The organism is Paraburkholderia phymatum (assembly GCF_038900715.1).
Classification (GTDB): Bacteria; Pseudomonadota; Gammaproteobacteria; order Burkholderiales; family Burkholderiaceae; genus Paraburkholderia; species Paraburkholderia phymatum_A.
The window spans coordinates 1-13,038 of the sequence record NZ_JAYMRZ010000032.1 but is presented as its reverse complement, the minus strand read 5'-3'; the positions used below and the strand labels follow the sequence as shown (position 1 = coordinate 13,038).

At 64.7% G+C, this 13,038-nt stretch carries 10 protein-coding genes; 6 read left to right on the top strand and 4 right to left on the bottom strand.

The window, feature by feature from the left end; genetic code table 11:
* The 3 genes from VSR68_RS37525 to VSR68_RS37515 all read left to right on the top strand — a co-directional run bounded on the left by VSR68_RS37525 (position 1) and on the right by VSR68_RS37515 (position 1,851).
* Positions 1 to 342 carry a cupin domain-containing protein gene (locus tag VSR68_RS37525; protein WP_342944587.1) on the top strand — a complete coding sequence of 114 codons (342 nt, stop codon included), beginning with the start codon at positions 1 to 3 and terminating at the stop codon, positions 340 to 342.
* Between the two features lie 213 nt (positions 343 to 555).
* Complete coding sequence (locus VSR68_RS37520) at positions 556 to 1,347, top strand: hypothetical protein (RefSeq protein WP_342944586.1); 792 nt, start codon at positions 556 to 558, stop codon at positions 1,345 to 1,347.
* 21 nt (positions 1,348 to 1,368) lie between these two features.
* The gene (locus VSR68_RS37515) at positions 1,369 to 1,851 is read left to right on the top strand and encodes a metallophosphoesterase family protein (protein ID WP_342944585.1); all 483 of its coding nucleotides are present in this window, start codon (positions 1,369 to 1,371) and stop codon (positions 1,849 to 1,851) included.
* A 66-nt stretch (positions 1,852 to 1,917) separates the two neighbouring features.
* On the opposite strand, the gene proP is transcribed toward VSR68_RS37515, so the two are convergent.
* The 3 genes from proP to argA all read right to left on the bottom strand — a co-directional run bounded on the left by proP (position 1,918) and on the right by argA (position 5,815).
* On the bottom strand, positions 1,918 to 3,387 hold the full coding sequence (gene proP / locus VSR68_RS37510; RefSeq protein WP_342944584.1) for a glycine betaine/L-proline transporter ProP: 1,470 nt from the start codon (positions 3,385 to 3,387) through the stop codon (positions 1,918 to 1,920).
* A 709-nt stretch (positions 3,388 to 4,096) separates the two neighbouring features.
* Positions 4,097 to 4,372 (bottom strand): oxidative damage protection protein, encoded by a 276-nt coding sequence (locus VSR68_RS37505; RefSeq protein ID WP_090864944.1) that lies wholly within the window; start codon positions 4,370 to 4,372, stop codon positions 4,097 to 4,099.
* Positions 4,373 to 4,435: 63 nt separating this feature from the next.
* The gene (argA, locus tag VSR68_RS37500; RefSeq protein WP_342944583.1) at positions 4,436 to 5,815 is read right to left on the bottom strand and encodes an amino-acid N-acetyltransferase; all 1,380 of its coding nucleotides are present in this window, start codon (positions 5,813 to 5,815) and stop codon (positions 4,436 to 4,438) included.
* A gap of 23 nt (positions 5,816 to 5,838) precedes the next feature.
* Here argA and hrpA point away from each other — a divergent pair, with 23 nt between their 5' ends.
* The gene (gene hrpA, locus VSR68_RS37495) at positions 5,839 to 10,203 is read left to right on the top strand and encodes an ATP-dependent RNA helicase HrpA (RefSeq protein ID WP_342944582.1); all 4,365 of its coding nucleotides are present in this window, start codon (positions 5,839 to 5,841) and stop codon (positions 10,201 to 10,203) included.
* Positions 10,204 to 10,355: 152 nt separating this feature from the next.
* Here hrpA and VSR68_RS37490 read toward each other — a convergent pair whose 3' ends face one another.
* A complete protein-coding gene (locus VSR68_RS37490) occupies positions 10,356 to 11,753 on the bottom strand; it encodes a YadA family autotransporter adhesin (RefSeq protein WP_342944581.1) in 1,398 nt (465 codons plus the stop codon).
* 9 nt (positions 11,754 to 11,762) lie between these two features.
* Between VSR68_RS37490 and VSR68_RS37485 the strand changes: the two genes are divergently transcribed.
* Complete coding sequence (locus VSR68_RS37485; RefSeq protein ID WP_342944580.1) at positions 11,763 to 12,017, top strand: hypothetical protein; 255 nt, start codon at positions 11,763 to 11,765, stop codon at positions 12,015 to 12,017.
* Between the two features lie 566 nt (positions 12,018 to 12,583).
* Positions 12,584 to 12,928 (top strand): hypothetical protein, encoded by a 345-nt coding sequence (locus tag VSR68_RS37480; RefSeq protein ID WP_342944579.1) that lies wholly within the window; start codon positions 12,584 to 12,586, stop codon positions 12,926 to 12,928.
* Positions 12,929 to 13,038: the final 110 nt, after the last annotated feature.

The following is a 13,038-nucleotide window of genomic DNA, read 5'->3' as shown; positions in this document are numbered from 1 at the left end:
ATGCAGCTTCGAACCGGCAATCTGTTCAGCGTCGACAACCGCGAGATCAGGCGCGGCAGCGAAGAGCGGGTCGACGTGCTCGTGACGGGGCAGCGGCTGAACGTGGAGCGGATCGTGTCGATGGGGCACGTGAGCCCCGAAGACTTCTGGTACGACGACTCTCGCGCCGAATGGGTCGTGCTGCTGTCGGGCGCGGCCGTGCTGGAGTTCGAAGAAGACTCGACGCTGCACGACATGCGGCCCGGCGATTACGTGCTGATCGAGCCGCATTGCCGGCATCGCGTCGCGTGGACGCATGCCGAGGAGCGGACTGTTTGGCTCGCGATCTATCACGAGCGGTAAGGGTTCGGCGCGTTTGACGATCATCGACACGCACGCGCTTCATCGCGGATAATCGGCGGCTGCGGTGCAGCCGTTTGTGCGCGCACCGTTTCATCCGCCGGATGCAGTGCCCGCTCTCAACGCGCCGTGGTGTCGGCGGCGCTCCCTACATTGCGCGCGGCAACGTGGCTCACGCCCGACGGTCGCGTCGAATGCCCGATACAGGAACAACAGATGCTGCTCGCGCTCAAGCTCGCACTCGTGCCCGGCTTTCTCGCCGCATTGACGATGGCGGGGCGCGCCTGGGGACCATCGGTTGCCGGTTGGCTGGCGGGACTGCCTGTGGTCGCGGGCCCGATCGTGTTGCTGCTCGCGCTCGAACGCGGGACGGCATTCGCGGCGCAAGCGTCGGCGGCGTCGATTGCGGCGATTGCCGCGTCAGAGGCGTTCAACCTCACGTATGCGTGGACCTGCCGCACGTGTCGTTGGCCTGTTGCGCTTGGCGCCGGGTTGCTTGCGTGGGCCGTCGTCGCTGCATCGCTGGTACGGTTGCCGGCGACGCTTGCGTGGTCGCTCGCGGCGGCGTGCGTTGCGGTCGCCGTGTCGCGGGCAGGGTTGCCGCGCGTCGCGGGTGCGGTGCCCTCAGCGCGTATTGGCGTGGCGGATCTCGTCACGCGCATGATGGCGGGCGCACTGCTGACACTCGCCGTGACGACGCTTTCCGCATCGATGGGCGCCGCGTGGAGCGGCATGCTGTCGGTGTTTCCGTTGCTCGGCATCGTGCTCGCGGTCTCGACGCAACGCGCGCACGGCGTGGGCTGCGTCGCGCTGTTGATGCGCGGCATGGTGATCGGGCGTGCGTCGTTCGCGGCGTTCTTTGCTGTCGTCGCGCTGATGCTGCCGACGCTCGGTGTGCTGCCCGCGTTTGCTTGTGGCGCAGTCATGTCGGTACTCGTGCAGGGCGCGACGAAGCGGCTGATCGCGATGTCGCGCAAGCCGAACGCGCCGCTTGCCGCGCTCGATTGAGCCTGGGTTCAGGAACACGCAATGCCCCAAAGCCTCCGGCCTCCCTCCCGCATCGGCCTGATTTCGGACACACATAATCTCGTGCGTCCCGAAGCATTGGCGCATCTCGCCGGATGCGACGCAATCGTTCATGCCGGCGACATCTGCAATCAGGCTGTGCTCGATGCGCTCGCGCAGATCGCGCCGTTGACCCTCGTGCGCGGCAACAACGACATGGGCGAATGGGCCACGTCGATTCCGTCGCACGCGACGCTCGTCGTGCAGCAAGTGAAGATTCTCGTCGTCCACGATATCGCCGATGTGCCGCGCAATCCGCAGGACGACGATGTACGCGTCGTCGTGACGGGGCACTCGCACAAGCCGCTGATCGCCGAACGCGATGGCGTGCTGTACGTCAATCCCGGCAGCGCGGGGCCACGGCGATTCAAGCTGCCGATCTCGGCCGGGATGCTGACGATCGATGGCGCGCGCGTCGAAGCCACGCTGCACACGCTGACAGCATAAAAAAACGGGTCAGCCGAAGCTGACCCGTTTTGTGTGCATCTGATGTGCGGACGTTGCGGTCAAGCGTCACGCACGCGCCGTCGCGGTTGCCGCATACGCTTCTTCGATCTCGGCGGCTTCGCGTTCGCCGCGCAGCACGGCATGCGCTTCGGCGCGCGTGGCCACGCACGGACCCGAGCCGAGCAGCGGCTTGCGAGCCGTCTCGCGCAACGCGATCACCGACACGATACCGATCAGCGATGCGCCCATCAGATAGTACGCGGGCATCATCAGATTGCCAGTGCGATCGACGAGCCACGCTGCAACGAGCGGCGTCGTACCGCCGAACAGCGACACCGACACATTGAAGCCGATCGCAAGCGCGCCATAACGGATCTTCGTCGGAAAGAGCGCGGGCAGCGACGACGGCATCACGCCCGTGAACGTCGACAGCAGCGCGCCGAGAATCAGCAACCCGCCGAACACCGGCAGCACCGCGCCCGTGCGGATCAGCAGCAGCGCCGGAATCGACAGCAGGAACAGACCCACGCAGCCGAGCAGCATTACCGGCTTGCGGCCGATCCGGTCCGACAGGTGGCCTGCGTAGAGCGTCATCGGCATCATCAGCACCATCACGGCCAGCACGAGGAACAGGCCGTGCGATTCGTTGAAATGCAGCGTCGCCGACAGATAGCTCGGCAGATACGACAGCGCCATATAGTCAGTGACGTTGAAGATCAGCACGAGGCCTACGCACTGCAGAAGCGGCTTCCACTGCTGCGCGAGCAGCTCCATGAACGTCTGCTTCGGACGTGACTTCTCTTCGACTTCACGCGCCTCGGCTTCCTTCTTGAACGCGGGCGTCTCCTCGAGCTTCATCCGGATATACAGGCCCACGAGACCCAGCGGCCCGGCGATAAAGAACGGCACGCGCCAGCCCCACGACAGCAGCGCATCCTGCGACAGCGAGGACGTCAGTACCGCGACCGTGCCCGCGCCGAGGATATAGCCGACCAGCGTGCCGAATTCGAGGAAGCTACCCGCGAAGCCGCGTCGGCGGTCCGTCGAGAATTCGGCGATGAAGGTGGCCGCGCCACCATATTCGCCGCCTGTCGAGAAGCCCTGCACGAGGCGCGCGACGAGCAGCAGCACGGGCGCGAGAATGCCGACCGAGCCATAGCTCGGAATCAGGCCGATCGCGAAGGTGCCGAGCGCCATCATGATCATCGTCATCGCGAGCACGCGCTGGCGTCCGATGCGGTCGCCGAGCGGGCCGAACACCATGCCGCCGATCGGGCGCACGAGAAACGCGGCCGCAAACGTGCCGAAGGTCGCGATCAGCTGCGCGGACGGACTGCTCGACGGGAAGAACACTTTGCCCAACGTGACGGCGATGTAGCTGTACACGCCGAAGTCGAACCATTCCATTGCGTTGCCGAGCGCCATCGCGCCGACGGCACGCTTGAGCAGCGTGTTATCGACGACCGTGATGTCGTCGAGGGTGAGGCTGTTGTATTTGGACTTGTGTCGCCAGAAGCCGTTGCTGGTAGCGGTCAAGGTTAAAACTCCTATGACTGCGGCCGAACGCGTAAGCGCTCCGCCACGGATTGCTGGAAGTACAGTTTCGCGAGCGGCCAAAGGCATCGTGCCTGGCGCGGACCGCGCAAGGGCGCACTGCGCAAACGTGCGGGGCACTCGCGCAGAGAAAATGACGCCCGTGCAGCGCGAAGGTCGTCGCGAAATTGCACTCGTGGGGTTGCTGCTAAACGGTGGTATCCGCGTGGCCTTGCAGGGGGGCAGATACCGGAGGACATTCACGCACGCAATGCGCTCATGCCGCTTGAAAGGCTTGAAACGAAAAAGGCCGGCGAGGCGTCGCTCTGGATCGCGTCAGTTCTCTCTTACGCGACTTGCAACGAAACAACCGACAAGCCTTCTTGTATAAAACAGTTCAATCCGAACCCCGCACGCATGGCTGGGTTATGAACTGAACGTGAATGAAGGGTTAATGCTGTTAGAACGGCACACATGATAGCACGATGAGCGAGGATCGCGCAAACTGCCCATTCGGCGAGGTGGTGGGAGCGCGCGCAATCCGTTGTCGGGCGGAGGATTGCGGGAATTCGGCGGCGGCTGAGGAAGTGGGGCAGGATTAACGGTTTCGTTCAATTTTTGCGAGCGCGCCTGCAAGGCACGAACAGGTACGGACGAAAAAAATCCGCGCCAGAAGCGCGGATTTTTGTACCGTCGGGCTCGCAGCGACCGCTCAGCCTTGCGACGGCGGCACGTAGCCAGAAGCCTGGTCGGCGCCTTCGCCGAAGAAGAACTTCTCCGTCTGCTTCATCAGATACTGGCGCGCGCGCGGATCGGCCATGTTCAGCCGGTTTTCGTTGATCAGCATCGTCTGCTGCTTCAGCCACTGCTGCCACGCTTCCTTAGAAATGCTCTCGTAGATCCGCTTGCCGAGTTCGCCCGGCAGCGGCGGGAAATCGAGACCTTCGGCTTCCTTGCCGAGCTTCGTGCATTGAACCATGCGAGTCATGCTGTGCTTCTCCTGTAATCGATATGGGGACGGCGTCGCGCGATAGGGCGTTATGTTGAGCGTTCAGAGCTGTTTCATCAGCACGAGCGACTTGCGCTGCCAGTTGTAGAGCCGTCGGCGATCTTCGGGCAGATCGTCGACGGTGGCTTTCACGAAGCCTCGCTTGAGGAACCAGTGTTCGGTGCGCGTCGTCAGCACGAAGATGCGCGTGAGGCCGCGTGCCCGCGCGCGCTGCTCGATGCGCTTCAGGAGCCGCTCGCCGTCTCCTGAGCCCTGCGCTTCGGGCGAGACCGTCAGACATGCCATTTCGCCGATGCGCTCCTGCGGGTACGGATACAGCGCCGCGCAGCCGAACAGCACGCCGTCGTGCTCGATCACCGAGAAATGGTCGATGTCGCGCTCGATCTGGTGACGCCCGCGCCGCACGAGCGTGCCGTCCGACTCCAGCGGCTCGATCAGCGTGAGAATGCCGCCGACGTCGTCGGGTGTTGCTTCGCGCAGGCTTTCGAGGTTCTCGTACGAGATCATCGTGCCGACGCCATCGTGCAAGAACAGTTCCAGCAGCAGGCTGCCGTCGAGCGCGTATGGAATGATGTGCGCGCGCGCCACGCCGCCGCGGCAGGCGCGGATCGAGTGCTTCAGATAGAAAGCGGCGTCGCCCGTCACCGCGCCGCTTTCGTGCAGCCGGTAAGCGTCGTCCAGCGACATTTCGCGGACCAGCGTGCCTTCTTCGTCGAGCAGGCCTTCCGTTTCCGTGAGAAACACGATCTTGTCCGCGCGCAGCGCAATCGCGGCCGCCGACGCGACATCTTCCATCGCCAGATTGAACGCCTCGCCCGTCGGCGAGAAGCCGAGCGGCGACAGCAGCACGAGCTTGCGGCTCGCGAGCGAATGACGGATGGACTCGGCATCGATCTTGCGCACGACACCCGTGTGCTGGAAATCGACCCCGTCCAGAATGCCGACCGGGCGCGCCGTCACGAAGTTGCCCGACACTACGCTGATGTGCGCGTGCGCCATCGGCGTGTTCGGCAAGCCCTGGCTGATCGCGGCCTCGATGTCGAGACGCACTTCGCCCGCGGCTTCCTTCGCGGATTCGAGCGCGCGCGCATCGGTGATGCGCATGCCGTGCGAAAACTCGGATTCGACGCCGTGCAGGCTCATCTGCTCTTCGACTTGCGGACGAGACCCGTGCACGAGCACGATCTGGATACCCATTGCCTGCAACAGCGCGATGTCGGAGACGAGCGCGTTGAGCAGCCCCTGATGCACGACTTCGCCGCCAAACCCGACTACGAACGTCTTGTTTCGGAACGCGTGAATATACGGCGCGACCGATCGCATCCAGTCGACGAATTGCGCATGCTGCAACAGGATTTCCGCGTCGCTGGACGAGGCTGGCGAGCTGGCGGGCGAGGGGACGAGGTCGGTTTGGGAATTCATGCCCCGGATTATAATGCGCCCCCATGTCGAATGTACCCAAAAGCTCCGCCGGAGCCGATACGAAAAACGCGGCTGACGCTGCTGCGAAGGACGCCGCAAAGGCGACGCCGCGCGACCGTCACGACGCACCGCGCGACGCACGCGGCGAGGCTTCGCGTCGTGACGTTTCCGTGAATGCCGCGAATGCGCCGCGTTCGGCCGATTCCGCGTCGGGTGACACGGCCAGGAACGATGCAGGCGCCGCTCGCGATCGCGCAAAAAGCAGCGCGCACGGCCAGCCGCGCGCTCAGGGCGGCAAGCACGCCGCCGGCCAGCCGAATGAAAAGCAGCGTGCGGAGCAGCGCGAAAAGCAGCCCGAAAGGTCGCGTGAAAAGCCGCGCACAGGTCCGCGCGAACCGCACAAGCCCGCGCGTGTCATCGAACCGAATCCGATTCCGCCCATCACGTTCCCCGAAGCGTTGCCCGTTTCCGGCAGACGCGACGAAATCGCGCGCGCGATCGCGGGCCATCAGGTCGTGATCGTCAGCGGCGAGACGGGTTCGGGCAAGACGACCCAGTTGCCGAAAATCTGTCTCGCGCTTGGACGCGGGCTCGGCGCGGGCGGCCGCGGACTGATCGGCCACACGCAGCCGCGCCGGATCGCGGCGTCGGCGACGGGCCGGCGCATCGCTGAGGAACTCGGCACGCCGTTCGGCGAGGTGGTCGGCTACAAGGTGCGCTTCACCGACAATCTCGCGCCGGGCGCCTCCGTCAAGCTGATGACGGACGGCATTCTGCTCGCGGAAACACAGACCGATCCGCTGCTGAAGGCGTATGACACGCTGATCATCGACGAGGCGCACGAGCGCAGCCTGAACATCGATTTTCTGCTCGGCTATCTGAAGGAAATTTTGCCGAAGCGTCCCGATCTGAAGCTGATCGTGACGTCGGCGACGATCGATGCCGACCGTTTCGCGCGCCATTTCGGCAGCGAAGAAAAGCCCGCGCCCGTGATCGAAGTGAGCGGACGGCTCTATCCCGTCGAAGTGCGCTATCACCCTGTTGCTGAAGATTCGCCCGCTGTGAAAGCGGCGGAAGGCCACGCGGGCCGCGAGCGCAGCGACCGGCCGGATCGTCCGAGAACGCAGCGCGAGACGGATCGCGATCTGATGGACGCGATCGTCGAAGCCGCCGACGAACTGTGCCGCGAAGGCCCCGGCGACGTGCTCGTGTTCCTGCCCGGAGAGCGCGAGATTCGCGACGCGGCGGAGGCGCTGCGCAAGCACCATCCGCCGCACACGGAAATCCTGCCACTGTTCGCGCGGCTTTCCGCAGCCGAACAGGAGCGCGTGTTCCGTCCGTCGAACGCGCGGCGCATCGTGCTCGCGACGAATGTCGCCGAAACCTCGCTGACGGTGCCCGGCATCCGTTATGTGATCGACACGGGCCTCGCGCGCGTGAAGCGCTACTCGTACCGCAACAAGGTCGAGCAGTTGCAGGTCGAGTCGATCTCGCAGGCGGCCGCGAACCAGCGGGCAGGGCGCTGCGGCCGCGTCGCCGATGGCATCTGCATCCGTCTCTACGACGAAGCCGACTTCGCGGGCCGGCCGCGTTTCACGGACCCCGAGATTCTGCGTTCGTCGCTGGCCGCCGTCATCTTGCGGATGAAGTCGCTGCATCTGACGGCGATCGAAACGTTCCCGTTCATCGAGCCGCCGCCGGGCCGAGCGATCGCCGACGGCTATCAGTTGCTCAACGAGCTGGGCGCCGTCGACGACGACAACGCGCTGACCCCGCTCGGCCGCGAGCTTGGGCGTTTGCCGCTCGATCCGCGCGTCGGCCGGATGATTCTCGGCGCGCGCGACCAGCAGTCGCTGCGCGAAGTGCTGATCATCGCGAGTGCGCTGTCGGTGCAGGACCCGCGCGATCGCCCGATCGACGCGCAGGAGCAGGCGGACCGGGCGCATCGCAAGTTCGCGGACGAGCGCTCGGAGTTCCTGCAGTGGCTCAAGATCTGGGCGTGGTTCGAAGAGGCCGTCGCGCACAAGAAGTCGAACAGGCAGCTAACCGATGCTTGCCGGCAGAACTTCCTGTCGCATCTGCGTCTGCGCGAATGGCGCGACGTGCATTCGCAACTGCTGACGGTGGTGCGCGAGCATGGCTGGCGTCTGAACGAAAGCGACGCGACTTTCGAGCAGATCCACCTCGCGCTGCTGACGGGCCTGCTCGGCAACATCGGCCTGAAAGCCGACGACGAGCCGTACTATCTCGGCGCGCGCGGCATCAAGTTCTATCTGTGGCCGGGCTCGGCGCTCGTGAAGAAGGCGGGCAAGTGGGCGATGGCGGCGGAACTGGTCGAGACGAGCCGGCTGTACGCGCGCTGTATCGCGAAGATCGAGCCGGAATGGGTCGAGCGCGTGGGCGCGCATCTGTTGAAGAAGTCGCTCTCCGAGCCGCATTGGGAAAAGCGCGCCGCGCAGGTGTCGGCGTTCGAGCGCGCGGTGCTGTACGGCTTGCCCGTCTATCACCGGCGGCGCGTGAGCTTCGGCAAGCAGGACCCGGCGCACGCGCGGGAGCTGTTCATTCGCGGCGCGCTCGTCGAAGGCGAGTTCGACACGAAGCTCGCGTTCTTCGCGCACAACCGCAAGCTGCTCGGCGAAATCGAGCAGCTGGAACACAAGTCGCGCCGGCAGGATGTGCTGGTCGACGACGAACTCATCTACGCGTTTTACGATCAGGCGATTCCGAACGGCGTCTATACGGGCGCGGCGTTCGAGCGCTGGTATCGCGACGAATTGAAGAAGAGCGGGCAGCAGGAAGACAAGCTGCGTCTGCTGTATCTGTCGCGCGACGATCTGATGCGTCACGAGGCGGCCGGTGTCACGACCGATCTGTTCCCGAAGCGGATGACGATGTCGGGCGTCGAGATGGCGCTCACGTATCACTTCGAACCGGGTTCGCCGCGCGATGGCGTGACGCTTGCCGTGCCGCTGTTCGCGCTGAACCAGGTGGATGCGCGGCGCGTCGAGTGGCTCGTGCCGGGCATGCTGAAAGAGAAGACACAACTGCTGCTCAAGTCGCTGCCGCAGAAGCTGCGCCGCCACTGCGTGCCGTTGCCGGAGTACGCGGCGGGTTTCGTCGATCGTCATGGCGGCACGCGCTTCGGCACGGGCGGTCTGCTCGATGCGCTGATCGCCGACGTGCGCGAGCAGAAGCAGGTCGCGATGAAGCAGTCGGACTTCAAGCTCGAAACGCTCGCGCCGCATCTGTTCATGAACTTCAAGGTCATCGACGAGCACGGCCGTCAACTCGCGATGGGCCGCAACCTCGCGCAACTGCGCGCGGAACTCGGCGGCCAGGCGCAACAGCATTTTCAGAAGATCGCGGCGAGCGCGGCAGGGGCGGCGCTCGCCAATGCGGCTTCGGGCGGCGGCGCGCCTGCGCGCGGCGCGACGGGCGACGGCTCGCGTGGCACGAACAGCGGTGCCGCGCGAAGCGCTTCGAGCGCGCCGCACACGCCGTCGACGGCCGAATCCGCCGCGGCATCCGCGACTGCGCTCTACGAAAACCTGACGACGTGGAATTTCGGCAAGCTGCCCGAACTGCTCGAAATCCGCCGAGGCGGGCAGACGCTGTTCGGCTATCCGGCGCTCGTCGATCGCGGCACGCATTGCGACGTGGAAGTGTTCGACTCGCCCGACGAGGCCGCGCGCATCCATCGCGCGGGGCTGCGGCGGCTCTTCGCGTTGCAGTTGCGCGAGCCGATCAAGTACCTCGAAAAGAACCTGCCGGGCTTGCGCGAAATGGCGATGCAGTTCATGCCGCGCGGCACGCAGGAAGAGCTGCGCGATCAGTTGATCGACACGGCGCTCGATCGTGCGTGTCTGCAAGATCCGCTGCCCGACGACGACGCGAGCTTCCACGCGCGCAAGGACGAAGGCCGCAGCCGGCTGACGCTGCTCGCGCAGGAGATCGCGCGCCTCGGCGGACTGATTCTTGGCGAGTACACGGCTGTCGTCAAAAAGCTGGCGCAGGCGAAGCCGTTCGCCGCGCCGTATGCGGACATGCAGAACCAGCTCGATGCGCTGATCGGCAAGCGTTTTATCGTCGATACGCCGTACACGCAGCTGAGCCATTTCCCGCGCTATCTGAAGGGCATCGCGCTGCGCATCGACAAGCTGAAAGCCGATCCGGCGCGCGACGCGCGTCAGTCCGCGGAATTGCAGCCGCTCGCGCAGCATTACCAGCGCGCGCTCGCGCAGCGCGGCGGCGTGCCCGATGCGCGGCTCGCCGAATTCCGCTGGCTGCTCGAAGAGTTGCGCGTGTCGCTCTTCGCGCAGGAACTGCGCACGCCGATGCCGGTTTCCGTCAAGCGGCTCTACAAGGTGTGGGAATCGATGCAGCGGTGACGGCGTCCGGCGCTTTTCGTTCAGTGCGCCGGACGGTGTGCAACGGGGCGTTCGTCGCGCGGCGCGGCGTCGCGATTGCGGACGAAAATCATGAGGGCAAAATCACACCCTGTGATTTTCGTCGTTTGCTCCCGTGTCAGGCGACACGCGTCTTACCAGTGCATCCCCGCGCCGATCGACGCGCCGACTTCTCCGCGCGAGCTTGCTGTGCCCTGGAGCTTGTACACCCACTTGCCCGTGTCCGACAGTTGCGACACGCCGACGGCCATCGCCGACTGTCCGCCGTAGGTGCCCGCTGCGAGCGCGACCATGCCATGACCCGGCAGCACCGCTTGCGGCAGGCCTGCCATCGCGATCGCCGCGGCTGCGCCGCCGTAGCCGTCCTTGCGGACCGAGCGCACCTGGTCGTCGGTATAGCTTTTTGCCTGGCCGACTGCGCTGCTCACGCTCTGGTTCAACTGGTTGACGTTGACGGCATCCGTGCCCTGGACGCCCGCCGCGACGTTCGTGATTTGCCGCTCCTGTCCAGCCGCGCCGACGGACACGGTATTCGCGCGATCGGCGACCGAGCCTTGTCCGAGCGCGACCGAATTGTCCGCGCTCGCGTTCGCGCCGGCGCCCAGCGCCACCGCGTTCGCGGCGCTTGCCTGCGCGTTGGCGCCTGCGGCGATCGAGTGCGTGCCGCTGGCCACTGCTGGCTCGGTGGCAGGCGAGCCCTCGGAACTGAACATCGGATTCGACGTGTTCACCGTGATGTTGCCGACGGCGCTGTCGAGCAGCGCCGAAAGCTGACCGAGATTGACGGCATCGTGGGCATCGACGGCATCCGCAACGTTGTGGAGGCGGGTGCCGCCGTTCGCCGGATCGCCTTTCAGCGTGACGCTGTCGCGGTCGATCGTGCCGTCCGGGTTGCGGTCGTACATCACCGCGCCGTCAGCACGCTTTGTCGCAGCGCCCGATTCGTCGTCGAGCCGGCTCCTGACCACATCCAACTCTCCGTCGAACCTGTTCGCGACCGCCTTCAGTTGCGCGACATTGACGGCGTCCTGGTCTGCGCGTCCCGGCGCCACGGTACTGATCGTGCGGTTGCCGACGTTGACTTCGCCAGAAGACGATTGCGGCGCAGTCAACCCGAAAGCCGTATAGCCGATCTGCGTGCCGAACAGAGTGACCGAGCCCGAGCCCAGCGCGATGCTGTTGCTGAAGGTGGCCATCGAATTCGCGCCGAGCGCGAGTGACTGGAATGCGTTCGCCTGGGCGGTGTCGCCCAGCGCGGTTGACGCACCCGCCATTGCGCGCGCATGCGAGCCGATCGCCGTCGCATTGTTGCCGGATGCCGTCGAGGTGTCGCCGGCGGCAACCGCATCCACACCGCCGGAATATGCGGTATTGCCGAGCGCGATGCCTGTCGTGTCGACGGCGACCGAACCACTGCCAGCCAACACCTGGGCGTTCGCGTTTGCCGCTGCGGTCGACAGCACCAGGCACGCGAGCATCAGTTGCGCGCGTCGCGGCACGCATTTCGCAGGCTGGTTTTCGACTTCGTTCAAGACGGCGCGATGGTGCGTGAAGTGAGTTTGCACCATTTCAATCGTTATTTTCATGCCTCAAAACTCCGGATAGAGCAGAACAGCAATCACGCGGAAACGGCCGGCGGCTGGACAAACATCTGTTGTGGCAAGACCCGCTTTGCTGGAATGGAAAAGATGCTTGCGATGGCGCGGACCCGTTCAGCCCGCGCTGGCTGGCGCGCATCCGTTTTGCTGGGAAGCGTCAAAACGGGCATTGCGTTCACGGATTTTTGTGGCGAGTGACGGGGCGTCGATATGAGGTAATTCTTAATTAATAACGATCTGAATTTTCGGTTCGCAATGAGTGAAATGGGCGTGCGCCGTGAAAAGGTGGCGCTTTCCAGCGGGTGCAAGCCCCGCCCGGCAACCGCTCCAGCCGGAAGCAACCGGAGCAGCTATGGAGGCAACGAAGTGGCTGAAGCCTTCGGTGATGCGTGTCACGAATTGGTGACAGCGCGAGTGTGCAGGCCGTAACGCGAGTGAACGCCGAGCAAACCTCGAAAATGTCGATGCGCAGGCCGACCCGAACACCCTATCGGGGAAGGCTGATACGACTGGATGGATGAGCGAAGCAGTGCCGCCAGTCGCTGCGCCGGGGTAGTGGCGACAGCATGTACACAAGGAAAGCGTACGCAACACGGGAAGTCCCTTGGCGTGGTCAGGGATGACCAACCGGACGCCCGTGAGGGACAGGCCGGGCGCCTTGGGATGACGGAGAGGCCCGTACTACCGCTGAAGCCGGTGTAATGCTGGTGGAGGGAAGGGGCCTCAGTTCAAGACAGACGCAATACGTAGTGAGGACGTGGAGATTGGGCAACCTATCAACTCCGATTCGTGTTCAGAAGCTGCAGATGGCGTTACACGCGAAAGCGAAGGCAGAAGCCGGGTATCGCTTCTACGCGCTGTACGACAAGATCTATCGCGAGGATGTGCTGGCGCATGCGTACGCCCAGTGCCGCTCGAACAGGGGCGCGCCGGGTGTCGATCGGCAGGACTTCGCGGAGGTCGAGGTGTATGGGGTGCAGAAGTGGCTCGGTGAACTGGCGCTTGCGCTCAGGCAGGAGACCTACCGGCCGGACCCTATCAGAAGAGTGTTTATCCCGAAGGCCAATGGCAAGCTGAGGCCACTGGGCATCTCGACGGCGATCTCATAATGCACCTCTCACAGTTGAATGTTGGACTGCTACGGTTGAAGATGCCCTGAATTGCGGATCCAGTTCTGAAGCTGATGCTCTTTCGTGGCGTCCAGGGTGATCCACCACGC

Coding starts and splice junctions, on each gene's coding strand:
- hrpA (WP_342944582.1), top strand. CDS start 5,839: ATGTCGAATGTACCCAAAAGCTCCGCCGGAGCCGATACGAAAAACGCG.
- VSR68_RS37525 (WP_342944587.1), top strand. CDS start 1: ATGCAGCTTCGAACCGGCAATCTGTTCAGCGTCGACAACCGCGAGATC.
- VSR68_RS37505 (WP_090864944.1), bottom strand. CDS start 4,372: ATGACTCGCATGGTTCAATGCACGAAGCTCGGCAAGGAAGCCGAAGGT.
- VSR68_RS37485 (WP_342944580.1), top strand. CDS start 11,763: ATGGTGCGTGAAGTGAGTTTGCACCATTTCAATCGTTATTTTCATGCC.
- VSR68_RS37520 (WP_342944586.1), top strand. CDS start 556: ATGCTGCTCGCGCTCAAGCTCGCACTCGTGCCCGGCTTTCTCGCCGCA.
- argA (WP_342944583.1), bottom strand. CDS start 5,815: ATGAATTCCCAAACCGACCTCGTCCCCTCGCCCGCCAGCTCGCCAGCC.
- VSR68_RS37515 (WP_342944585.1), top strand. CDS start 1,369: ATGCCCCAAAGCCTCCGGCCTCCCTCCCGCATCGGCCTGATTTCGGAC.